A 23126-nucleotide genomic window follows, 5' to 3' on the forward strand; every position below is an offset into this window, starting at 1 on the left:
GAAACACCGCGCCAGGCCCTCTCGCCAACAAGTTGCCTCCTACCTTAGAAAGCGGTCAAGCCCATCCAGCAACCGCTGCAATGCACCTTGATTGGCCTTCATCACTTGTAGCCCCGCCTCGGACATCTCACGGGCACGTTGTGGCTGGTCGAACAGGCTCTGCACGGCAGCCGAAAGACTCGCTGCATCACCGCACTCAATCAGTGCGTCGGCATTGCGCAGCATCGCGGCGATTTCCAGAAAGTTGAACAGATACGGGCCGCTCAACACCGGTTTGGCCAATGCGGCAGGCTCGAGCAGGTTGTGGCCGCCGTTGGGCACCAGGCTGCCACCAACAAAAGCAATGTCGGCCAAGGCATAGAGAAACAGGAGTTCGCCCATGGTGTCGCCCACCAGCACCGAGATCTGCAGTGTGACTGGCTCACCGGATGAGCGACGCACCGTCGCAAAGCCCTGCTGCACGGCAAGATCATGAACGCTGTTGAAGCGCTCCGGATGGCGCGGCACCAAAATCAGCAACGCATCAGGATAGCTGATCAGCAACTGCCGATGAGCCGCCAGAACAACTTCATCCTCTCCCGCATGGGTGCTGGCCGCGATCCAGACGGGGCGATCAATCGTCTGCCATTCTTCACGTAGCTGCGCGGCACGGGTCAACAGTTGCGGGTCGATCGTCAGGTCGAACTTGATCGAACCGGTTACGGCCACGCATTCAGAACGTGCACCCAAATCCCGAAAGCGCTGCGCTTCGGTCTCGGTCTGTACCGCGAACCAGCTCATTTCTTCCAGCATCGGCCGGGTCAGCCTGGCAAACCGCGCATACCCCCGCGCCGAGCGCTCGGACAAACGCGCATTGGCCAAGGCCACAGGGATGCCGCGTTTGGCACACTGATGAATATGATTAGGCCAAAGCTCGGTCTCCATGATCACGCCGAGCACTGGTCGCACATGATCAAGAAAACGGCCCGCCGCCCACGGCAAATCATAGGGCAGGTAGCAATGCTGAATGCGCGGCTCGTTGGCGAACATCGCCTTGATCCGCTCCGAACCGGTCGGCGTCATGCAGGTGACGGTGATCGGCAGCTGTGGATAACGGGCAAGCAACGCACGAATCATTGGCGCGGCAGCAATGCTTTCCCCCACCGAAACCGCATGCACCCAGATGCCGCCCGGCTGCATGGCTGGCAAACCGAGGGCGAAGCGCTCGCCGATTCGCTGGCGATAGGCAGGAGCCTTGCGCGCTCGCAGCCACAGGCGAACGGCCACCAGCGGCAGACCGAGATGAAACAGCAAGGTATATAAAGTTCTATTCATGGGCGCGGAGTTTATCAGCCAATGGCGCGCAAATGCCGGGCAAAACTTTCGGAAAGCCACTGCGCAGCCGGACCAAGCGGCTCGTCACGACGCCAGACCATTTCCACTACCAACGGTGGCGGCGTCCACTCGCCGACCAGCTCGATCATCTGGTGCTGATAGGTCGGATACTGCACCACATGCCGGGGCAGCCAGGCCCAACCCAGGCCGCGCATTAACAGCTCGGCCATCACATAAAAACTGTCGGCCCGCCAGACCTGCGGGCTCAGTTGCTCACCACCGGGATAACCGCTCTGTTGCGGGGCGATCAGTAACTGGCGATGCCGCGCCAGTTGTTGCCGGGTGACCCGTTTCTCGCTCGCTAACGGATGCCCCACTGCGCAAACCGTGACCATTTCCACACCACCCAGCCCCCTGCGTTCAAGCGCGGCGGGCATCTGCTCGTGATGAAACAGCAAACCCAGATCTGCTCGCCGCTCCAGCAACTTGCGCGCTACGTCGCCCTGAGCACCGCTGGCCAGCTGAACTTCAAGGGTCGGAAAGCGTTCGGACAGCGCCTCCAGGCTATCGAGCACAGGCTGGTAAGGCATGGCTTCATCATGCGCCACGCGCAATTGCGCCTCCTGTCCGCGCATCAACGCCAGAGCGCGTCCGTCGATACGCTCGCATTGACGCAACAGCTCGCGCGCCTCTTCGAGCAATGCCGTACCAGCCTCGGTCAAGCGCGGCTGGCGGCCACTACTGCGTTCAAACAGGCTCACACCCAAATCCGATTCGAGCATGGCGATTGAATTGCTGACGGCTGACTGCGCGCGATGCATACCCCGCGCCACAGCTGAAAACGAGCGCTGCTCGGCCACGCTGACGAACAGGCGCATTTGCTCAAGATTCCACTGCATGGCCAAACCTATCTCCCATAGCGATAGGTAATGACTTTACCCCATCTAAGTGATGGCTAAAATACGCGGCATACGAAGAGGAGTTACCGTCATGCCTGCTTATTACCTGCTGGCCATCGCCATTTGTGCTGAAGTCATCGGCACCCTTTCCATGAAAGCCGTCAAGGGCCTGAGCACACCGCTCCCCCTGTTGCTGGTTATCTGCGGCTACGCCATCGCCTTCTGGATGCTGATCCTGGTAGTTCGTACGATTCCGGTAGGCATCGCCTATGCAGTCTGGGCGGGCATGGGGATTGTCATGGTCAGTGTCGCCGCGTTTTTCATCTATGGGCAGAAACTCGACATCCCCGCCATGCTCGGCATGGGCTTGATTGTCTTGGGTGTCGTCGTCATACAGCTGTTTTCGAAAACCGCCGGGCATTGAAAACGCGTTCCTCTATAATGGCCGCATTCTTTCGGCCACAGAGGTGCTCATGCCTTCCGTTATTTCCACTGACGTCCTGATCGTCGGTGCCGGCGTTGCTGGCCTCTGGCTCAATGCCCGACTGCGCGGCCAGGGGTACTCGACTGTCCTGGTCGAAAACGCCAGCCTCGGCGGCGGACAAAGCCTTAAATCCCAAGGGATTATCCACGGCGGTGCCAAATACGCGCTGCATGGCGCGTTGTCGGGTGCATCAGAAGCCGTCGCCGATATGCCACGTCGCTGGCGTGAAGCGCTGGCAGGCACCGGCGAGCTTGATCTGAGTGGCGTACGCGTACTTTCCCAGGCCCATTACCTCTGGTCGCCCGGCACACTCGCGGGCAACCTCACCAGTTTCTTTGCCAGCAAGGCCGTGCGCGGTCGCGTTGATCAAGTCAAAGGCACTGACCTGCCGCCAGCCCTGCAGGACCCGAAGTTCAAGGGCAAGGTTTATCGCCTGGCTGAACTGGTCATTGATGTACCAAGCCTGATTGAGCGACTGGCCGACCTGGCCGATGGCAGCTTACTGGCTGGTCAGGATCTGGAACCCTTGGTAGATGGCGATGACCTGGTAGGCATGCGTGTCGACGGTCGGGATATTTTCGCCCAGCGCGTGGTGCTGTGTGCGGGTGCAGGCAACGCTGATCTGCTGAAAAAACTCGGCATCGCGCAACCCGCCATGCAACGTCGGCCGTTGCACATGGTGCTCGCTAAAGGCCCGAGCCTGAAACCGCTGTATGCCCACTGCCTCGGCGGCGGACCCAAGCCGCGGCTGACGGTCACGACTCATCCGGCCGCCAACGGTCAATGGGTATGGTATGTGGGCGGCGATGTCGCCGAGGCGGATGGCGTAGCCCGTGACCCGGCCCAGCAAATCGCTGCCGTGAAAAAAGAACTGGGCACTTTGTTGCCGTGGATTGATCTCACTCAAGTCGAGTGGGCAACCTTGCGGGTTGATCGAGCAGAACCAGCGCAATCCGGGTTGGTGCGTCCTGACAATGCATTTCTAAGCGTGCAGAACCGCCTGATGGTGGGCTGGCCAACAAAGCTTGCGTTGGCTCCGGACTTTTCCGATCGGGTGCTGGCCGAGCTGTCCCACGAAGAAATCCACCCGACGCCGCAGCCATCTTTAAGCGATCTGCCCAAGCCACCGTTGGCCATACCTGTCTGGGATCAACTGCTGCCATGAGCGTAAAGACCTTACACGAGCTGCATCGCCCGCTGGGCAGCACCGGTATTAGCGTATCGCCACTGGGCCTGGGCACGGTCAAGCTGGGCCGTGATCAAGGCGTCAAATACCCCAACGGCTTTACTATCCCGGACGATCAGCAAGCGCAAATGCTGCTCAAGATGGCACGTGACATGGGTATCAATTTAATCGACACCGCACCCGCCTACGGCACCAGCGAGGAACGTCTGGGGCCTTTGCTGCGTGGTCAGCGGCAGGATTGGGTAATAGTCAGCAAGGTGGGTGAGGAGTTTGAAAGCGGTCAGTCGAGTCACGACTTCAGCGCTGAACACACTCGAGCCTCGGTGGAGCGCAGCCTGAAACGTCTGGAAACCGATTTTATCGACTTGGTGCTCGTGCACTCCGACGGCAATGATCTGGCGATTCTCAACGATAGCGATGTTTACCAGACCCTCGCTGACCTTAAACGTGAAGGCAAGATTCGTGGCTTCGGTTTTTCCGGCAAAACCGTAGAGGGCGGCCTGCTGGCGTTGCGTGATGGTGATTGCGCCATGGTCACTTACAACCTCTCCGAGCAAGGCGAAAAGCCAGTGCTCGACTACGCTGCTGCCCACGGCAAAGGCATTCTGGTCAAGAAAGCGTTGGCCAGCGGTCATGTCTGCCTGAGACCTGGAGTTGATGCGGTGCAGGCCAGTTTCGAATTGCTGTTTGCCCATCCGGGTGTTGCCAGTGCTATTGTCGGGACCATAAACCCGATGCATCTGGTCCATAACGTAGCCACAGCCGCTGCCGTGATTCGCCGTCCAGCCTGATGTAGGCGGCCGACCCCAACGCAAGAAGGAGCCGATATGCCGCGAACTTTGATTCGGAAGAATCCAAGCAACTTCAAGACCCTGCCGTTATTCGTAGAAGCCACGCCCGAAGGCCTCAATTATCAAAGCATCGGGATGCCACTCAATTTCACCCAGACCTTGCAGCGGCGCCGCAAAATAGAAGTGGCCGACACCGAGCGGTTCGCTACGGAGCTGGCTAATCTGGGGGTTTCGGTACGCCTGACACTGAATTGGCAAAACCGCGATTACTGGGTATTGGTTCGCCAGCGTCGCCAGGATCGTGGCGATGTAGTGTTGAAGCTGATCTCGGGCTATGTCCCGGCTCACGAACTCAATCTGCCGTTGCACACCGCCATTCAGGAGGTCGCTGAAGAGTGCCTGATTGAAACACCACAAGGCTGGCTGAGCGGGCGCTTCAACGACATCTGGCTACCGGCGCCCTACGCCGCAGCCCTGCATTACCGTGAAGCGATGCCGTTTCGTCTCAGCACGCTATCAGGCGCTGCACGCCCGGTACGCTGCGGTAGCATGACATTGATCGAACGGCCTCGCGCCTACGTACACTTGCCCACCGCATCGTTGCAGCTTATTTATGACATGCGTCTGGAGGTCCCCAAGGAAGCGCGGCCTCTGAGCTTGTTCCATGTCGATGAGTGTCTCGAAAAAGATCAACTGGTCGCCCGCCTCAATCGAAGCAAGCCTGATCTGTACCTGATGCCGCTGGAAAATGGCGTGCCGCTGCCCGAGCTTTACACCTTGAAGCGCGACAAGCTGACACCGGCCGGAACCCGGGGCCTGTATCTGGCTGAAAGCTTTGCAGCACAGGAAGGCTGGGTGGTGCGTGACGAGAGGATTCGCTGGAAGGACTGGCTACGCCAGCAAGGCATGACGCCACCGCCAAAGAAAACCGGACTCAAACGCCTGACAGGCAAGGCCCGGCAATTATTGAAGTTGGTGACGTTTAAAAGCTGAAGCGCAACCTATGTGGCATTGGAATACGGTCTGAGTGTGGGAGCCGGGCTTGCCCGCGATACATGAGACGCAGCCAGAAGACATAACGCGTTATCGTTTATCGCGGGCAAGCCCGGCTCCCACAGTAAGCATTCACAACTCAAGAGCGGATCACTTCACTGCCCGCGAATCTTCTCGACAATCGCGGTGGTAGAGCTGTTTTCCACAAGCCCCAACACCCGAACCTCACCGCCATAGGCCTGGACGATATCCGCGCCGACCACCTGGTCGATACCATAATCGCCGCCTTTGACCAGCACATCTGGCTTGACGTAGCCGAGCAGGTTTTCCGGTGTGCCTTCAGGGAAGCTGATCACCCAATCCACTGCTCCTAGCCCGGCGAGTACCGCCATACGCCGATCCACACTGTTGATCGGACGCCCAGGCCCCTTCAAACGGCTGACGGACGCGTCATCGTTGACCGCAACAATAAGGCGATCACCTTGAGCACGCGCTTGCTCCAGATACGTCACATGACCGGCATGGAGAATATCGAAGCAACCGTTGGTGAAAACGATCTTTTCCTTATGTGCGCGGGCGTCGTCAATGGCCACCAGCAGTTGCTCAAGGCCCAGAACACCTCGCTCAGAGCCTTCTTCTCGCTGGATCGCCCGACGCAGCTCCGGCGCACTGATGGCCGCCGTACCCAGTTTTCCCACGACGATGCCCGCAGCAAGGTTGGCCAACGCCACCGCGTGAGGCAGATCTTCACCAGCAGCGATAGCCGCCGCCAGGGTAGAAATAACGGTGTCGCCTGCCCCCGTCACATCGAACACTTCACGAGCGCGGGCAGGCAGATGCAAAGGCTGGTGATCCGGACGCAACAACGTCATGCCGTGCTCGCCACGGGTGACCAACAGCGCGCCCAGATCCAGTTCGCTCATCAACTGCGCGCCCTTTGCGACTAACTCAGCCTCGTCAACGCAGTGGCCAACGATCGCTTCAAATTCGCTCAGGTTCGGAGTGATGAGGCTGGCGCCACGGTAAATCGCAAAATCTTTGCCCTTCGGATCAGCAAGCACCGGGATGTTGCGATCACGAGCCGCTTTGATCAGCGCCTGATGGTTCTTCAGCGCCCCTTTACCGTAATCGGACAGAACCAAGACTTTGATGCCGTCGAGCAACCCTTCCACTTCAACGCTCAAAGCCTCGGCGTCAGTGGTAAATGGCTCTTCGAAGTCGATGCGCAGCAGTTGCTGATGGCGGCTCATGACCCGCAGCTTGACGATGGTCGGCTGATTGGCAATGCGCTGGAAGCGCGCCAGCACACCTGCGGCCTTGAGGCTATTGGAGAGGCTTTCGGCAGCCTCGTCTTCACCGGTCACACCAACCAGCGAGGCAGGCGCACCCAACGCAGCAATGTTCAAGGCGACGTTCGCAGCACCGCCTGGACGGTCTTCGATTTGCTCAACCTTGACCACAGGCACGGGTGCCTCCGGCGAAATCCTTGAGGTACCGCCATGCCAATAGCGGTCGAGCATGACATCGCCCACTACCAGGACTGGTGCCTGATCAAACCTTGGCATGGATAACTTCATGGAGACTCCGAAGACAAAAAAACGATGCGGATCATAACATAGCCGGTTTGGCACACGACGCCACCGCGCGGGCTATACCTTGTTTACAAAGGAGCAAGGCTCCACGTCCAGCACCCAGAACAACTCATGACGCCGTACTGCCTTGCGGAAAAATTCGTTTTCCCCAGTATTTGGCCAGCGCCGCCCCGCCAGTAACTGCTGGATCCACCGGCGAGCGCGCTTCTTGGGTGGCAGCGGGTCCTGCAGGTCATGCTGCATCGCCAAAGCCATTGCTTTATCGAGGCGCTGACTGTCATCCAGAAGAATGCTGCACACCCGCAACGGTTTCATCGGCGCGATGGATGGAGGTAAAGCGACGCCATAACCGGCAGGCCCCATAGGCCAGCGATCATTGTCATGCAAATGATTGGCGTAAAGCAGCAAGGTGCTTGGGCGCCATGTACTCAACTCAATAGCTTGCAGCAAAGCCTGTGTTGCCGCGACATGATCACGGTGGGGATCTAGCTGCAGGTGTGGGGTCACAACGACATTGGGCTTGAAGTGCTCTAGCACACGCACAATATCAGCCACCAGGTTATTCCAGGTGGGCAGTCCGTCAGCTTCCGAAGGCAGAGCGAATGCGCTCGCCTTTCGCCAGGTACGAATGTCGCTTTCTCCCGACTCGCGGGACCCAAACGGCACCGATGGCTGCTCCTGCATCTCAGCGAGCCGCAGGCAATAGTAGCCCAACTGAACGCACCGGTTCTGTTTCACGCCTCCCCATAAAGGAACCGCAAGACTGTCCCAGGTACGCAAACGCCCCTTCAATACTGCAGCCTGAGCAGTATTGAGACCGAAACGGCGATAGCTATCCGCCTCGATTTCACCTTGGGTCAACGTCATGATCGCGGCTTCAGGGGCGCGGCTGTAAAGCCCGAACGCAGCGAGTTCGGCATCGTCGGCATGGGGCGCTAAAACCAGCAGAGACCGGGCGCTGTAGTCAGGATTGCTCATGGCATGAAAAGTCAAAGAGCCAACGGCATGACAGCGGTGAAATGCAACGCGGAGCCCACCGCTGACCAACGCCTCAGTCTGCCCGGAAAGGTTCAAGTAACGCTTGCCCGCGACACCGCGCTCGAAATCCTGGCGATCATCGCCGACCTGCACATAAGGATCGAGCCAGCGACCCAGCCAAGTGGATTTAAGGTGAAGTTCCAGAAGTAAAGTGTCAGTTGACTCTAGCGAAGCAGCCGTCGCCAGCTGCAGTTTCCCTTGTTGGATCTGGACTTCAAACTTGCGCACATCAGGCGGAAACTCGTAGAGGTAGTCGCTGGCAGGGTCGTAAAACAAATGGTCCGAAAACCAAGCCTCGTGTGCCAGCCAGCCCACCAGCATCAGTAACGGCAACAACCACCACGCAACGAAACAAGCCAGCAACACGAGTGCTGCCACTGCCCCAAGCGTCGAATAACGCTTGCGCCGCCGATGGCGTTTCAGCAATTCGTCCTTCCGACCGACCATGCCCACTCCTACCTGTTAAATCTGATAAACCGGGTGAGTGTTACACCAGCGGCTTTTGTATTCGCGGTCAGCCCGGCCAAACGAGTAACGCAGTGGCTTGCCTAGTGACTCGGCATATTCCCACTGGGCTTGGGTATTAACGTAACTCAACACGCTGCCGGGACTGAGCTCGTTGGCTTGAGGATCAACCCCACCGTTCACGTACTCCAGGCTGATCCATTCGGGTGCCTCCACACGGTAGAGAATCTGAATAGCGACAGGGCGATCAGCGAGATACACCACAGAACCTGTCATGAACTCGCGTAGCAGTGCAAACACCTCTGGCAAATGCGACTTGCCCGGAACATCGAAGCCCCAGCGTTTTTGAAACAGGTCAGTATAAATAGCTGCCTGTACTTCAGAACTCAGCTCATTGATGGGTCGAATCTGCCCGCCGGCTTCTTCCAGAAGTCGCTGCTCACGCCGCTGGTTATAGCGAAATTTCTTGCTGTACTCTTCTGGGCGACGCGCCAACGCAAGCCCTTCGGGTTGAGCGCGAAGGCTGGCGATATTATCGACATTGAGCTGCGAGACGTAACGCATGCGGTGGCGTACCTGCACCGCACAATCGCTGGAGACCGGAAGAATTATTTCGGAGTTACCCAGATCAAACATGCCACGCAGGCCTTGGCGCTTGGTGACATCTCGCGACAACGCAATATGGCGTCCCCATGTGGGAAGACCTGCAATCAGCTCACCATCGCGCCGCACACCAAGGTAGCGCACAGGAATACCGACCAGCGTCGACAACCGCTCCACGACCTGCGGATGAGTTGCAACGCTGCCACCATAACGCGCCCAGACAGCGGCGTATTCCTCAGCACTAATCTGAGTCCAGCCACGCTCACGCCAGTTGCGAAGATACCCGAGAATCAAACGGCGCCTCCTGTGACGCCAACCTTTTCTTCCTTGAAATCTTTTTCGTGCAGCCGAGCGTAGTAACCATTGAGCGCAAGCAGCTGCTGGTGGTTACCCCGCTCGACAATCCGCCCCTTGTCCATGACCAGAATCAGGTCGGCTTTCTCAATGGTCGACAAACGGTGAGCAATCACTAACGTCGTACGGCCTTTGACGACCTCGTCCAGTGCAGCCTGAATATGACGTTCTGACTCAGTGTCCAACGCAGACGTTGCTTCATCGAGGACCAGTAACGGCGCATTCTTGAGCAGCGCCCGGGCAATCGCCAGTCGCTGGCGTTGTCCACCGGAAAGCAAGACGCCATTTTCGCCGATCATTGTGTCGTAGCCTTGAGGCATCTGCGCAATGAATTCATCGGCATAAGCGGCCTCGGCGGCGCGCTTCACATCTTCATGCGGCGCACCGGCAAGGTCACCGTAGGCAATGTTGTTGGTAACCGTATCGTTAAACAGGGTCACCTGCTGATTGACCAGAGCAATGTGTCGACGCAGGTTGGTCAGCTTGTATTCTTCGACATCAAGGCCATCGAGCAGAATCTGCCCGCTACCGTGGTGATAGAAACGCGGGATCAGATTAGCCAGAGTCGACTTGCCACTTCCAGAACGTCCGACCAGAGCGACCATCTGCCCCTCTTCTGCGGTGAACGAAACATCATCAAGCACAAGCCGGTCTGTGTCGGGGTATTGGAAGCTGAGATTGCGAACTTCAAGGCGGCCACTTACGCGCTCCACTTCCTGAGTTCCGGTATCAACTTCCGGTAACTCATCGAGCTGCTCAAAAATGCTCTCGGCACCCGCCAAGCCTTTTTGAATGGTTGCGCTGACTTCAGACAACTGCCGAATAGGCTTGGGAAGAAGACCCGCTGCGGTGATGTAAGCAATCAACTCACCTGCGGAGGCGTCACCGCGCATATAAAGAACCAGGTACATCAGCACAGCCATGCCAATGTAGATTACCAACTGCAGAACCGGCGTGTAGATGGACTGCGTGCGTGTCATCCCCATGCTTCGGTTCATGTTGTCTTCGCTGGCTTTATGAAACCTTTCGATTTCATAAGTCTCACCACCGAAACTGCGAACCACGCGGTAGCCTTGAATGGTCTCCGACGCGACGTGAGTCACGTCCCCCATTGCCACCTGAATCTTCTTGCTCTGCTTCCGAAATTTCTTGCTCGCACTGCTCACCAGAATGGCAATGAAGGGCAGGATCGCAACCAGCACCAACGTCATCTTCCAGTTGCTGTAAAGCAGATAGCCGAACAGAAAAACAACGGTGAGACCTTCACGTATAACGACTTTGATTGCATCCGTTGCAGCGCCCGTGACCATTGTCACGTTATAGGTAATGCGCGAGATCAGATGACCAGAGTTGTTGTTATCGAAGTAGCGATTAGGCAACGTCAACAAGTTGTCGAACAGTGCGCAACGCAGGTCATGGACGACGCCACGAGCGACCTTGGCCAGATAGTAGTTGCCCAGAAATGACCCTATTCCCTGGTAAACCGCGATAAGTACGATCAACAAGGGCACGCCAAGAACCAACGAAACGCCGAGAAACTTAGTATCGTCAGGCTTTTGCAGCGCGTCGAGAAAATGCTTGAGCATATCTGCAAGCATCGGCTGGCTGGAGGCAAAAAGCACAAAACCAACGATACTGATAGCAAAAGCGCCCCAATAGGGGACCACATATTTCAACAATCGCAAGTAAATCTTCATGCTCGATTGCTGGTCGGGATTGGCCATTCGGCGCGCCTCGTGCTTATGAAAAAAAATACAGGGACGTGATTGTACCAGTGAACCAATTACAAGATGGGTCGAGCTGGCTTTACAGGGTGCGGCTCATGGGTTTCAGCCGATGCCGCACGAGACGCGAGCACGATGCTCAGACAAACAGGCAGCCAGGTGATCAGCCAGTCCGCATTGGGCTTGAGCCACAGACCGATACCATCAGTCATCAGCGATACGCTTGAAAAAAACCAAAGCGCCAACAACGCTCCCCCGAGTGGCTCAGCCCGCGAAACCCAGCCGCGCCATCCCACTGTCACCCAGAGGCAGCAAAATATAAGCAGGCCGGGGAGACCCAGTCGTACTCCCGTGTCCAGAAAAAGATTGTGCGGATGCTTGAAACTGCCGGCAACCGGGACAGTGATCAGATACTCGTGAAACCCAACGCCTGTAGCCCAATGTTGCTCAATGAGTTGAACCCCTCCAGACCACAGGCCTGGACGGTAAGAAACGCCACGCTGTAGCAAGAGCTCTGGGTAGAACAACGCAACACCTGCAACACTTATCACCATAAGGACGATCAAGCTGACACCTAGCCGTGAAGGCCGGGCAATAACCATCACGATCATCGCAGCCAAAAACGCGATCCAGACGCCGCGGGTCTGGCTGAGCCCCAGAAAGATTACATAACCCGCTGCTGGAATCAGTAAAAGCAGAAACACCGGCCGGCTGAAACGCCAGCTTCGCAACGTAAACAAGCCGAGAATAGCCAATGCCCCCACGGCGTGGGCAGCCATGATAATCGTATCCCACAGACCCACAGCGACTATCCGCCCTCCAGTAGACTGGGGCTCGATGTAAAAATAGACCACGGAGACTGTTGCAAAAAAACCGCCGATAACCGAAGCGCACATCAACAGCGATTCGAGTCGCCATCTGCCATGCTGCGCCGCTAACAAAACCCCAAGCAGCGTCAGAGTTACGTAAAGCACGACCTTACTCTTGCCTGGTTCGTCGCTGCCTTCAACGCCGAATATGAAAAGTGTCCAGATGGAAAAAGCCAGGAAAAAAAAGATTTCTGGCAGCTTGATAAGGGGTCGAACATATCCCCCAAACAAGGCCAGCAAAGCTGGAAGCCAAAGGAAGAAGATAATCAGTTGGTGATAGAGCTTGTTGCTCGGCATCACCCAAGGGCCGCACAACAGTATAAGTAGACCGATCGATGCCCAGCCTGCGAGGTAGCCTTTTTGAAATAGTTTCTTCATCGCTACTAGCATCTCTACTCACCTTTTATACGACGGGCAACCTGCAGCAAGTGCGCTTTGTCAGCATTTTTCCAACCACCTTTGATGCAGTAGTGCTCCGACAGGTAGTGAAGGAAGTTGTGCCGCAGACGCTCATCCAGTGGCCAGCAAGGGAATGCGCGCACCCACGCAACGGCCTGATCGGAATTTTCAGCGTGCACCACCAACCCATCGATGTTGAAAAACGCCAGACCGAGCGTCATCACCGGCTTGCCAAGAAGCAAGCTTTCCAGGCCGACAGTTGAATTAAGCGTTATCACGAACTGGCTGGATTCAATCAGCTGCTGAGTGGCATTTCCATTGGCAAACAAAAGCCGCTCGGAGGTTCGCTCATGCAACTCCGGATAAGTTTCGCGGCTGGACGGATGCTCTTTGAAAACCACCGTCATTCCGGTTTCTTCTGCCAGACGTTCCCCCAACGCGAACATCTGCGACATGTTGTTAACCCAAGGAGAAAACAACCGGACCTGAGAATCCCGATCATCTTGAAAAGGCATAAATATGAACTGCCCTGGCAACTCGATAGGGGGTACACCACCTGCACGAGGCTTTCGTGGAATCAACACCGAGGCAGGCTGAAAATCAACCACAGGATGGGGATAGTTGAGATAAAAATCGGCGTTGCGAGGAACCGAGTTGAGGTAATTCACGCCTTTGGCATCGAACGTTGTGGTGTCAGGCAGCAAACCATTTTCGACGTAGAACGTTTTGCATTCGGCCGGCACAAGCGCCGTCAACAACTTGCAGTAACGATGGGAACCATTCCAGACCACGAGCGCATCTGGACGCTCACGCTCAAGAAGCGCCTGGGCCCGCAGCGCCATCCAGCTCAACTCAAGCTTCAGCAGGAGCCGGTACAAGAATCCGTCATACTTTTTCTTGATCCGCCGCTCTTCACATTTCTCCTCAATCAGGGCTTGCCAGTCGATTCTTGAAAACCCTCGGGAGAACCGTAGTGTGCGAGGCCACGGCATTTGCCCAACGGTGACAACTTTGCCTTGCAATTCGGTTTCATCAAGCAATCGATTGAAATAAAGGCCCTGATGTTTCGCCAGCGAAATGAACAGCGTTACCATCTATAAAGTCCGAAAAGAGGTGCCTGTCTGCCATGCTGCTTACAGTCAATTGCACGGGTAGCGTCGCTCTTTGCAGTTGCGTCACGCGCAAGACGCCAAAAGCCAGAGGCATGAAATAAGGGGCAAGATACGTCGTAATTTTACAGGTCGGAAAGCAGGGAGCGCACTGTCACCACATAACAAAAAGCACCCAAAAAGTGGCGCGATTGTAGCACAGCGATTTCTTGCTGCGCTCGCAGTACGGTAGCATGCCCCACCGCACACCCCATCAAGTCAGCCTTGGAGCCTTGATGCAAAAGCTCGACCACACTGCTTATATCAAAATGCGCGAAGGCGCCGATGTTCTTGAAGCCGACGGTGAAGGTGACAAAGTCCTTTGCCTGACAGATGGGACAATCTTGAAACTGTTTCGCCGTAAACGCCTGCTGACTTCTGCTCTGTGGTCTCCGTACGCTCAACGCTTTGCAGATAACTGCAAGGCACTGCGAGCTCGGGAAATCCAGTGCCCAACCGTCCGCCAGGTTTATCGTATTCCGAGCATTGAACGTGATGCAGTACACTACGACCCTTTGCCCGGCCGTACGCTACGCCAACTAATCATCGAGAATCCCGATGGGCTCCGGGCAAAGCTGGGCGAATTCGTTGCGAGCCTGCACGAGAAGGGCATCTACTTTCGATCAGCCCACATGGGAAACATCGTACTGACACAGGAAAACTCGTTGGGTCTTATCGATATCGCCGACTTGCGCGCCCAGCGCAAGCCACTCGGCAAAGGCCTGCGCTTGCGCAACTTCAGGCATATGCTGCGTTACAAGACCGACCGCGAGTGGCTACTCAAAGACGAAGAGTTTCTTGCCCATTATTTTCGCCACCAACAAGTATGCAGTGAAAAAGAATTAGCTTTGGTACTTGAACGCTGAAATACACGCTACGACTGAACGGTCAATCGGCAGCGGGTAGTGAAACCGTCTCGAAATCGAGTTCTGGATCCCGATCGTGCAGCAGGCTTTCAATAAGCTGGACGGTTTTTGTCAAACCCTGGGAGCCATGCACCAAGTGGTAATCGGCAAATTTCCGGGCTTGAACTACATGCGCCTGATAGTCATCGTCGACAACCTTCAACTGACGCGAAAACGTTTCGCCGTCCCGGATCTGCTCACCGAAAAATAGCGAATGAGAGAAGATATCCACGTCTTCTCCAGCATTGACATGGATCACCGGCCGTCCCGCAAGACCAGCCTCGATACCGGCATTGGACATGATGTTGACAACTACGCTCGCAAGCGCCAGCGCTTCTGACAATGTGCACTGCGAATCAAGCAATTCAACATTGGATAAACGCGCGGACGCATCACTCCAGAATTGCGCGCGACTTCGCGGATGACGCCTGAATAACAAACGGTAGTCAGGGTGGCATTCAGCCCAGTCGCGAAGCAGTTCGTACGTACGTATATAGCCAGCCTCCTTCTCCCGATCAGGACCAACACCCAGAACCAGCAATGTTTTGAGCGCAGGGTCTGCCAACGGTAACTCATAAGTTTCGTCAGCCAGGTATGAGCCAAGCAGTACCACCGTGGACTCACCGAATCGCAGACTGCGCGCCTGTAACGCCACCAGAGAACTATGGCCAAAGACGCCGTAATAATCGTAGTCATTCATCCCCAGTCGACGCGATGACTCAAGCGTCGCAGCATGGGCCAAATGCAACAGCCGAGCACCACGCGCGGCTAGAGCAAGGCGCAGGAACGGCGCATGAAGGCTTCCGTTTCGCTCGTTTATCAGCAATTGCGGCCTGTACTTCGCAACAATCCATTGGGCGTGAGCCGCATAAGCCAGATAGCGTAGCGGAACGGGTTGAGGGGGCAGCAGCAACTGGCGCCGTGCGCAGGCCTGGGGTGGCGATAACAAGGCGGATTCATTAAGGTCAACGCCGCGAGCCTTCACGGCGCCGATCAGAATATTCTTGCGCTGCAATGCCATGGACTTCGGCGCGGAATGTAGCAGCAGCACCTCGCAAGACTCATTTTCTACCGACGCGCTCAGGCACACGCGAGCACGAACTCCCTGTGCTACATCCACGAGCACATCACGAGCCATACGCAAAAAACTGCCAAACCTTCCGTGGCGTTCGCGCATTAATTTCCAGCGATAGCGATCAAGTTGACGAGCCTTCAGTGCCCAACTGCCCTCCGCCTGGACCCCGTCCATGACACTCGGCGATGGAGTGGATTGCCCCCCACTCACTTGAGCAACAACCGAATGGCTTTGCGCGTGTAGGACCAGCGTGTCAAAGAACGCCAGTCAGCACGTAAAGCCTGGAAATAAAAAAGCCTGGCGTTTTCGTAGTCTCCTGCCCCGTAGCAATCACGAAACAGTGACAGGCAGCGCTGCGCAAGAAAAGCCTGACGTAAACTCTGCAACTGCGCAGGCATGCGCTGCGGAGAAAATGCCTCGTCGACCACTTTCAGACCTGAGGCAAGGCTTTGCTTGAGATCATGCCGCATGCTGTCGGCATGCTTATAGATGATCGCCAATGGCTTATCTATAACACTGCAGGTAAACCGTGCGAGCACCTGAGCAAACACGGGTATGTCTTCTGCGTTACGCAGGTTCTCGGGGTACAGTCCAGGCTCAAACACACTGCGATGCATCACGCAGGCGCCGTTGGAGAGCGAAATTGTCTTGTCCAGCAAATAACCGCGTACGCGCTGCTCAGCACTAGCGGGCAGCGGCTTGGGGACATGTACCGAACGACGGCCATCATCAAACGCAGACCAGTGGCCGCCAATGATCAAACGGCTTTCAGGGTTGCCCGCAATGTGCTCAAACACTGCATCGAGCGCACCGGGAGCCATCTCGTCGTCTGCATCAAGAAATATCAGAAACTGGCCCCGTGCCTCTTCGATTCCACGATTACGCACGGACGACAACCCGCCATTAGGCTTGCGCAAAACCCTGAAGCGCCCTGAGTTTTCGGCGAGTAACTGGTCAAGCACTTGAGGCGTGGTGTCGGTCGAACCATCATCAATCACGAACAACTCGGTGGTATTTTCATCGAGCTGAGCAAGTACTGAATTGACTGCACGAGGCAGCGTCTTGGCATAGTTATAGGCCGGGATAACGACGCTGACCAACGGCTCAGGCATTTTCGTATGTCTCCACTCCGTCTTTGACCACCAGAATATCTTCCATGATCAGGTACTCGAGATCCGAGCCGAAGAACATGTTCAGCGCATCTGTCGGCGAGCAGATCATCGGTTCGCCGCGACGGTTGAGCGAAGTATTCAGCGACACGCCATTACCGGTCAGGTTTTCCAGCGCTTTCATCATGTCGTAGTAGCGCGGGTTGTATTCGCGCTTCAGGACCTGGGCACGCGAAGTACCATCTTCATGGACGACTTCCGGCACGCGGGTCTTCCACTCTTCAGCCACTTCAAAGGTGAAGGTCATGAACGGTGCAGGGTGATCAATCTTGATCATCTGCGGGGCAACGGTGTCGAGCATCGACGGGCAGAAAGGCCTCCAGCGCTCGCGGAACTTGATCTGGTGGTTGATGCGGTCAGCCACGCCAGCCACGCTCGGGCAGCCGATGATCGAACGACCACCCAATGCACGCGGGCCAAATTCCATACGACCCTGGAACCAGGCCACAGGATTGCCTGCAACCATGATTTGCGCGATGCGCTCCGGGGTGTTTTCGATCTGACGCCAGACCGGCTTGCTCGGATGGCGGGCGCAGGCAGCGATCACATCTTCATTGGTATACGACGGGCCGAGGTAGACGTGCTCCATCTTCTCAACCGGCACACCACGGGCGTGGGAGACGTAAGCCGCCGCACCGACTGCAGTACCCGCGTCACCCGATGCTGGCTGCACAAACAGCTCTTTGACTTCCGGGCGAGCGATGATTTTCTGGTTCAGCTTGACGTTCAGCGCACAGCCGCCCGCGAAAGCGATCTTGCCGGTTTCCTTGAGGATGTCACCCAGATAGTGATCCATCATCTGCAACGCCAGCTTCTCGAACAGCGCTTGCATGCTCGCGGCGTAGTGGATGTAAGGTTCGTCGGCGATGTCGCCTTCGCGCTTGGGCCCCAGCCACTCGATCAGCTTGGGCGAGAAGTAGAAACCTTTGCCTTTCTCTTTATAACGACGCAGGCCGATAACGTTGGCCAGCTCGGTGTTGATCACCAGTTCGCCGTTCTCGAACTTCGCCAGACGCGAGAAATCGTATTTGCTGGCATCGCCATACGGCGCCATGCCCATCACCTTGAATTCGCCGTCGAGCATCTCGAACCCGAGGAATTCAGTGATTGCGCCATACAGGCCGCCCAAGGAGTCAGGATCGAAGAACTCCTTGATCTTGTGAATCTTGCCGTTCTCACCGTAGCCAAAAAAGGTCGTTGCGTACTCACCCTTGCCGTCAATACCCAGGATCGCGGTTTTCTCTTTGAAACCGGAGCAGTGGTAAGCGCTGGAAGCGTGGGCCAAATGGTGCTCGACCGGCTCGATCTTGATCTTTTTAGGATCAAAGCCCAATTGTTCAAGACACCAGACGATCTTGTTGCGATAACGCTTATAGCGACGGTTGCCCATCAACAGCGCATCAAGCGCACGGTCCGGGGCGTACCAGTAACGCTTGGCATAGTGCCAGCGCGCTTTGCCGAACAAGCTGATAGGCGCGAACGGAATCGCCACCACATCGACATCCGAAGGCTTGATGCCCGCTTGCTCAAGACAGAACTTCGCCGACTCGTAGGGCATACGGTTCTTTGCATGTTTATCGCGAACGAAGCGCTCTTCTTCAGCCGCTGCCACCAGCTTGCCGTCGATGTACAGCGCGGCGGAAGGATCATGGCTAAGGGCGCCGGACAGGCCAAGAATCGTCAATGCCACTGGGGTCTAGCCTCTTTAGTCTGCATGCAGGCGGCACGCGCCTGAGAAAAATATGTGCCCTCGCAGCGGGGCGAGGAACAGCTAAAGGGCGGGATTATAGCGTAATGACAAGTGGATTTGCTTGGCAGTAAGTAAATCCCGCGCAAGCCATGGCCTGGCTATTAGTTGTATGAATCTACGACGCGTGACGTAGGGCCTTTCCCAAAGTGCTTTCCATGCATTGAGCACCCGCTGCTCATCAGCCACTCTCCCGCCCTCGCTCAGGGTCGGGCTTGAGATTACACGCTCCGCCATCTGGACCCTGGCCTCCTCGATTCGCCAGCCCAAGGCAAGGAGCCTGCATGACCAACCCTCATATAACCCCGCGTGGCCACATGGCCAATCTGGTCGCCAACGCCCAACCTGCCGAAGCGCCTGATGCTGGCGGGTTTTGTCCGTTGATGAGCCAGACCCTGCAACTGCTGCCGGTGCGTTACGGGCTGGTAGAAGACCTCGACCCGTCCGTCGAAATCGCCATGCCGTACACGTTGCAAGCCCTGCCCTTGGGGTTTCGTCTGCTGCGCGATGGCTATCTGTACATCATCGACAGCGCCACTGGCTTTTTGCATGAATACAGCATTACCGACGGCTCCATTGCGGCTCTGCTGTTCAAGGGCGATCAGATCACCAAGGATCGTCGACCGGACGTAATCGAGGCTGATCCCGCGCTGGCGTTTTCTCGCAGCAGCGTGCTGCACGTTTCCTTTTCCGAGGTCCAGTGGACGGCGTTCAAATGCGCTCAGGTCATGAAAGTCGCTACCGAGCGCGAATACTTCATGCAGCGCGTCAGCTTCGAAAATATTCAGCGCGGCAATGCCCGGGACCTGATCAACGAACGGAAAATGGCACTTTGGCTGGCCGAAAGCAGCGGCAGCCGGGCGGACAAACCTGACGATAACTCGACGAAGATTCCCTACGCCTGGGAACACACACCGCTGTATCGCCAGACAATTATTGAAGAATTCACCAGCCAGATCACCACCGCTCATAAACGGGATTTTTTGTTCCTGGCCGTTCGGGATGACGTCGGGGTGATGCGTGATCTGGCGCAGTATCAGGATCAGGTGGTCGGGCAGATCGAGAAATGGGCGAACAGCGGAACCGAGGAAGGTCAGGTCGAGCGCGACTACTTGCTGGGTTGCTACATCGAGTCTCTTACCCAGATCAACGAGGAGGATCTGAACGAACGCGCAAAAAAGGACCGGACGCTCAAAGCCTTGCTTGATGGTCTGGAAATCCTGCCCGAGCCTGAGCGCACCCAGACCCGCAATACGTTGCGAGAGGTGATGAGCCAGGATAACCGTCAGGAAGCGGGGGCCTATTTCAATGATCCCGACGTACCGGCAGACCTGCAGGAACGCCTCGAAAAAGCCAAACCGGACCGGCTGAGCATGGATGACGGCATTGAGGCACGTGCCAGTACCATTCAGCAATATCAACTCGAACAACGTTTCGTCGGCACCAGCCCGGCCTTCATCGCCCGGCATCGCAAAAGCCTCTGGAAGCTGTATCGCCAGATGGACAAACCCACTAAAGACGCGCTCTACGGCGCCAAATTCGGCCAGCGCGGCATCAATGACTTGATCGACCGCCCCCGCATGGATGCCTTTCTCAAGAAGCAACGGGCAATCCTGCAACCGCTCAACGAGCTATTGGAAAAGATCACCCAGGATCGCATCGATCTGCTGATCAAAAACCGCCTGCATCGGGCCATCTGGTATTACGACGTCGAGGACAGCGAGCAGGTTGATCACGCCCTGCTCACCGAATACGCCTGCCTGAAAGACATCTGCCGAAGCGACAAAGCCGTTGATTCAGTGCTGGATTGGCTGAACAACAACCCGGCAATGTCCCGCCCGATGTTCTACGCCGCGCCGTTGAGTGCGCAAACCGAGCTCGGAGTGCAGTTTGCTGTCTTCACAAACGCGAGCTGGCTGTTTTTCAAGGACGCACCGCAATGGCTGGAACGCCTCAAACAATGGGGTGCAGGCCTGGTGCTCGACACCGGGCGGCTATCGCCCGCCTCTCAAGTCAACCTCACGGCTGCCTGGGGCACACTGGCTCCAGCGTTGCAGATGGGCATTCAGCAGGCGGTGCAGGTTTTTTTGCAGCAGATGGACAAGGGCCAGTTGCCCGACATGGATACCCTGTTTCGTAGTCTGCCCAAGGCGGCGGGCGTAGCGATTCTTGATACAGCACGCCGGGAGAACGTGACGTTCCAGGTAGCCAGCGCCGAAGACTTGCAAAATCTTGGCAAGACCATCAAGGCCGTCCAGCAGCATCGTGATCGTCTGCGCACCTTGACCAGCATGTCTCGCGAGCGCAGGGCCGCAGACCGTTCCTGGCATCTGAGTCCCGATGCCAACTGGTTTAAGGAGCAACGCCAAACCACTCGACACTCCTTGGCTGAACTGGAACAACAACTTGCCAAGCTCATGAGCCCCATCGCGGACCTGCCGACCGACTCAAATCACCTGCAATCCGCGGCCCCCGGCAAGCCGGGGTTGGCGTTGGTGTTCCCTGCGCAACAGCATCGGGAGGTTCAGTCGGTGCTGGAGAGTTATCGAAAGGGTGTGACGGTGGCGCCGAAGGCCGGGCTGCTCGGGGATGGGGCTGGGTTGCTGGTGTTTTTGGCGCAGGTGGTGAATTTGGTTGTGGTGCAGAGGGAGGTTTTTTCGCAACCGAAGAGTTCTAGAGACCTAATGCCTTTCCTTAACTCTCTTGCGGCGACCATAGCTGCAGGATTTGGCGCAGCGCAGGGTATTGCAGACACGGCGCTTAGCGCCCATGCCGCAGAGCTGGCGAAAAACTTCAAGAAAGCTGAACTGCTCGGTGTTCATGTGCAAATGGGGAAATTGCATATTGGCCTTGGAATGGTGAGCTACGTCGCAGGGATCATTGCTGCGACTATGAGCCTTGCGAATTCCCATAAAAATTGGCAAGACTCAGTGCGCAGCGGTAATAGCGATGCGCAGATTGGGGCCACCATCAGCATGCTGGGCAACAGCGGCTTTCTGGCTAGCAACAGTTATGGCTTCGCTCAAACGATTCAAACCTTCAGCCATGTTCTAGCCGCAGAAGCTGGAACTGCTGCGAGGACAGCCGCTTGGGCGGCTGCAGGTGTGCGCCTGTCTACAGTATTTTTACGTTTTAACCTGGCAGGGATTTTGTTTACTGCCCTGGAGCTGTCCGGCAGTTGGTACTTCAACCGCAACAACCTCAGCCGGCACGATCGCTGGCTGCTGAGCACACCATGGGCCGAGGGTCAGGACTCCAACCTGTGTCTTTCCTTACCTCTTGCTCATTATTTGAAGGAGCTGCGCGCGCATTACCAGGCCCCACGTATACAAATCATACCGAGTAGCGATGACACCCCTCGCAGATTCTTGCTGCATTTCCCGACACTGTTTGCTGCTGAACTGACAAAGCCCCTTGGCAGTCATGCCAGTTCTTCCGTGCTCAATATTGGCGGCTATCAATTGATACGCAAAGTCGAAGGCCGAATGGGCAGGCCAGAGCGCTGGAGCCCCTTGAGCACAGCCCTGGAAGATCGTCTGCACATCAAGGCGCGCAACCCACTGATCGTGGAATTGACGGATGTGCTCGGCCTTATCAATTCAGAGCTGCCCAGCCACACAGATATCGTGCTCTCAATTCAGCTGGGACCTATCACTTCAAAGGGGCAATACGAAGCCAACGTGTATGAGGTTTGCTTCCCGATGTTTGGCGAAAGCGGCGATTTCCCGGCGGTCGACCTCGATCCACCGGGAGAACAATGCGAGTACTTCGCTATTCATCCCGACCTCATGCCTGAGGTGAAAAAATAAGATGGAAAAAGACATGACTGGCCCGCCGCCCATCAATCACGCGCCGAGCGCTGGCATGCTGGAGGTGTTCCCAACCGGCCAAGTGACTTATTTGGCCCCATTGCCATTACCCACCGATCTACCGGCGCAGGATTACGGCGGCGTTGTGGGAGAAGTAAACGACGGGTATCTGGATTTTGGAGTCGGTTTGCCCGCTGTTTTCGCCTGGCAAATGGGCCTTGGGACACCTTTCTGGGCGATCTGGTTCTATGGGCTTTTTGCGCCTTTTTTCACATGGCTCCTAGGAATTGTTAACGGAAACTCAATGAGGGACTCCCTAGAGTTTGCGCTACAAGTAATGCCTTACACGCTGGAAATGGGAGGATGGGGCGCTTTAGTCGCTTTAATCATCTACCTCGCAATTACCTTCAACAACCTAAGCAAATACAAAGAAGTCGTCCCCACCCGCTTCAACCGCCAGCGCCGGGAAGTCTGCTTTGTCCCTCGAGGTCATACCGAGCCAATCTTCGTGCCATGGGAATCGCTATCCGCCTGGGTCGTACAGGCCCGGAGCGTGACGCAA

At 56.4% G+C, this 23126-nt stretch carries 17 protein-coding genes and 1 pseudogene; 7 read left to right on the forward strand and 11 right to left on the reverse strand.

From position 1 onward, the window contains the following. Window positions 1-39: 39 nt before the first annotated feature. Together waaA and AUC60_RS17130 are read right to left on the reverse strand one after the other, a co-directional pair. Window positions 40-1314, reverse strand: a complete 1275-nt coding sequence (gene waaA, locus AUC60_RS17125; RefSeq protein ID WP_087269959.1) for a lipid IV(A) 3-deoxy-D-manno-octulosonic acid transferase — start codon at window positions 1312-1314, stop codon at window positions 40-42. Between the two features lie 14 nt (window positions 1315-1328). After that, the gene (locus tag AUC60_RS17130) at window positions 1329-2213 is read right to left on the reverse strand and encodes a LysR family transcriptional regulator (protein WP_167384365.1); all 885 of its coding nucleotides are present in this window, start codon (window positions 2211-2213) and stop codon (window positions 1329-1331) included. A gap of 91 nt (window positions 2214-2304) precedes the next feature. Here AUC60_RS17130 and AUC60_RS17135 point away from each other — a divergent pair, with 91 nt between their 5' ends. Genes AUC60_RS17135 through AUC60_RS17150 form a run of 4 tightly spaced genes read left to right on the forward strand, consistent with a single transcriptional unit; the run spans window position 2305 to window position 5667 of the window. Further along, window positions 2305-2637 (forward strand): DMT family transporter, encoded by a 333-nt coding sequence (locus AUC60_RS17135; RefSeq protein ID WP_087269965.1) that lies wholly within the window; start codon window positions 2305-2307, stop codon window positions 2635-2637. Between the two features lie 49 nt (window positions 2638-2686). After that, entirely contained in the window at window positions 2687-3862 is a 1176-nt protein-coding gene (locus AUC60_RS17140) for an NAD(P)/FAD-dependent oxidoreductase (RefSeq protein ID WP_087269967.1), read from the forward strand. After that, the gene (locus AUC60_RS17145) at window positions 3859-4674 is read left to right on the forward strand and encodes an aldo/keto reductase (protein ID WP_087269970.1); all 816 of its coding nucleotides are present in this window, start codon (window positions 3859-3861) and stop codon (window positions 4672-4674) included. Before AUC60_RS17140 ends, AUC60_RS17145 begins: the two co-directional genes overlap by 4 nt. A gap of 36 nt (window positions 4675-4710) precedes the next feature. Continuing rightward, window positions 4711-5667: a metal ABC transporter ATPase gene (locus tag AUC60_RS17150; RefSeq protein ID WP_087269973.1), complete on the forward strand. Its 957-nt coding sequence runs from the start codon at window positions 4711-4713 to the stop codon at window positions 5665-5667. Window positions 5668-5822: 155 nt separating this feature from the next. Here the strand turns inward: AUC60_RS17150 and hldE are convergent, their stop codons facing one another. The 6 genes from hldE to AUC60_RS17180 form a co-directional block, all read right to left on the reverse strand. Further along, window positions 5823-7244: a bifunctional D-glycero-beta-D-manno-heptose-7-phosphate kinase/D-glycero-beta-D-manno-heptose 1-phosphate adenylyltransferase HldE gene (hldE, locus tag AUC60_RS17155; RefSeq protein ID WP_087269976.1), complete on the reverse strand. Its 1422-nt coding sequence runs from the start codon at window positions 7242-7244 to the stop codon at window positions 5823-5825. Between the two features lie 72 nt (window positions 7245-7316). Continuing rightward, on the reverse strand, window positions 7317-8744 hold the full coding sequence (locus AUC60_RS17160) for a PIG-L deacetylase family protein (protein ID WP_087269979.1): 1428 nt from the start codon (window positions 8742-8744) through the stop codon (window positions 7317-7319). Window positions 8745-8759: 15 nt separating this feature from the next. Then, window positions 8760-9656 carry a GNAT family N-acetyltransferase gene (locus AUC60_RS17165; RefSeq protein ID WP_087270046.1) on the reverse strand — a complete coding sequence of 299 codons (897 nt, stop codon included), beginning with the start codon at window positions 9654-9656 and terminating at the stop codon, window positions 8760-8762. Continuing rightward, on the reverse strand, window positions 9656-11443 hold the full coding sequence (gene msbA / locus AUC60_RS17170) for a lipid A export permease/ATP-binding protein MsbA (protein WP_087269982.1): 1788 nt from the start codon (window positions 11441-11443) through the stop codon (window positions 9656-9658). Before msbA ends, AUC60_RS17165 begins: the two co-directional genes overlap by 1 nt. Before the next feature lie 59 nt (window positions 11444-11502). After that, complete coding sequence (locus AUC60_RS17175; RefSeq protein WP_087269985.1) at window positions 11503-12702, reverse strand: O-antigen ligase family protein; 1200 nt, start codon at window positions 12700-12702, stop codon at window positions 11503-11505. Between the two features lie 2 nt (window positions 12703-12704). Then, on the reverse strand, window positions 12705-13805 hold the full coding sequence (locus AUC60_RS17180) for a capsular polysaccharide export protein, LipB/KpsS family (protein ID WP_087269988.1): 1101 nt from the start codon (window positions 13803-13805) through the stop codon (window positions 12705-12707). Window positions 13806-14095: 290 nt separating this feature from the next. Between AUC60_RS17180 and AUC60_RS17185 the strand changes: the two genes are divergently transcribed. Continuing rightward, on the forward strand, window positions 14096-14725 hold the full coding sequence (locus tag AUC60_RS17185) for a BUD32 family EKC/KEOPS complex subunit (protein ID WP_087269991.1): 630 nt from the start codon (window positions 14096-14098) through the stop codon (window positions 14723-14725). Between the two features lie 22 nt (window positions 14726-14747). Here AUC60_RS17185 and AUC60_RS17190 read toward each other — a convergent pair whose 3' ends face one another. The 3 genes from AUC60_RS17190 to AUC60_RS17200 form a co-directional block, all read right to left on the reverse strand. Continuing rightward, window positions 14748-15941, reverse strand: a complete 1194-nt coding sequence (locus tag AUC60_RS17190; protein ID WP_238599590.1) for a glycosyltransferase family protein — start codon at window positions 15939-15941, stop codon at window positions 14748-14750. Between the two features lie 104 nt (window positions 15942-16045). Beyond that, window positions 16046-16951 carry a glycosyltransferase family 2 protein gene (locus tag AUC60_RS17195; RefSeq protein ID WP_087269997.1) on the reverse strand — a complete coding sequence of 302 codons (906 nt, stop codon included), beginning with the start codon at window positions 16949-16951 and terminating at the stop codon, window positions 16046-16048. Continuing rightward, the gene (locus AUC60_RS17200) at window positions 16944-18698 is read right to left on the reverse strand and encodes a carbamoyltransferase family protein (protein ID WP_087270000.1); all 1755 of its coding nucleotides are present in this window, start codon (window positions 18696-18698) and stop codon (window positions 16944-16946) included. Before AUC60_RS17200 ends, AUC60_RS17195 begins: the two co-directional genes overlap by 8 nt. Before the next feature lie 341 nt (window positions 18699-19039). Here AUC60_RS17200 and AUC60_RS17205 point away from each other — a divergent pair, with 341 nt between their 5' ends. Beyond that, window positions 19040-22564 (forward strand): toxin VasX, encoded by a 3525-nt coding sequence (locus tag AUC60_RS17205; RefSeq protein WP_087270003.1) that lies wholly within the window; start codon window positions 19040-19042, stop codon window positions 22562-22564. A gap of 1 nt (window position 22565) precedes the next feature. After that, a pseudogene (locus AUC60_RS17210) lies at window positions 22566-23126 on the forward strand (hypothetical protein); the annotation flags it as partial.

Source organism: Pseudomonas caspiana, assembly GCF_002158995.1.
Lineage (GTDB): Bacteria > Pseudomonadota > Gammaproteobacteria > Pseudomonadales > Pseudomonadaceae > Aquipseudomonas > Aquipseudomonas caspiana.

Excerpts from the sequence above, each read along its gene's own strand:
- AUC60_RS17190 (WP_238599590.1), bottom strand. The coding sequence starts at position 15,941 with ATGCGCGAACGCCACGGAAGGTTTGGCAGTTTTTTGCGTATGGCTCGT.
- AUC60_RS17150 (WP_087269973.1), top strand. The coding sequence starts at position 4,711 with ATGCCGCGAACTTTGATTCGGAAGAATCCAAGCAACTTCAAGACCCTG.
- hldE (WP_087269976.1), bottom strand. The coding sequence starts at position 7,244 with ATGAAGTTATCCATGCCAAGGTTTGATCAGGCACCAGTCCTGGTAGTG.
- AUC60_RS17185 (WP_087269991.1), top strand. The coding sequence starts at position 14,096 with ATGCAAAAGCTCGACCACACTGCTTATATCAAAATGCGCGAAGGCGCC.
- AUC60_RS17135 (WP_087269965.1), top strand. The coding sequence starts at position 2,305 with ATGCCTGCTTATTACCTGCTGGCCATCGCCATTTGTGCTGAAGTCATC.
- AUC60_RS17180 (WP_087269988.1), bottom strand. The coding sequence starts at position 13,805 with ATGGTAACGCTGTTCATTTCGCTGGCGAAACATCAGGGCCTTTATTTC.
- AUC60_RS17140 (WP_087269967.1), top strand. The coding sequence starts at position 2,687 with ATGCCTTCCGTTATTTCCACTGACGTCCTGATCGTCGGTGCCGGCGTT.
- AUC60_RS17205 (WP_087270003.1), top strand. The coding sequence starts at position 19,040 with ATGACCAACCCTCATATAACCCCGCGTGGCCACATGGCCAATCTGGTC.
- waaA (WP_087269959.1), bottom strand. The coding sequence starts at position 1,314 with ATGAATAGAACTTTATATACCTTGCTGTTTCATCTCGGTCTGCCGCTG.
- AUC60_RS17130 (WP_167384365.1), bottom strand. The coding sequence starts at position 2,213 with ATGCAGTGGAATCTTGAGCAAATGCGCCTGTTCGTCAGCGTGGCCGAG.
- AUC60_RS17145 (WP_087269970.1), top strand. The coding sequence starts at position 3,859 with ATGAGCGTAAAGACCTTACACGAGCTGCATCGCCCGCTGGGCAGCACC.
- AUC60_RS17175 (WP_087269985.1), bottom strand. The coding sequence starts at position 12,702 with ATGCTAGTAGCGATGAAGAAACTATTTCAAAAAGGCTACCTCGCAGGC.
- AUC60_RS17195 (WP_087269997.1), bottom strand. The coding sequence starts at position 16,951 with ATGCCTGAGCCGTTGGTCAGCGTCGTTATCCCGGCCTATAACTATGCC.
- AUC60_RS17160 (WP_087269979.1), bottom strand. The coding sequence starts at position 8,744 with ATGGTCGGTCGGAAGGACGAATTGCTGAAACGCCATCGGCGGCGCAAG.
- msbA (WP_087269982.1), bottom strand. The coding sequence starts at position 11,443 with ATGGCCAATCCCGACCAGCAATCGAGCATGAAGATTTACTTGCGATTG.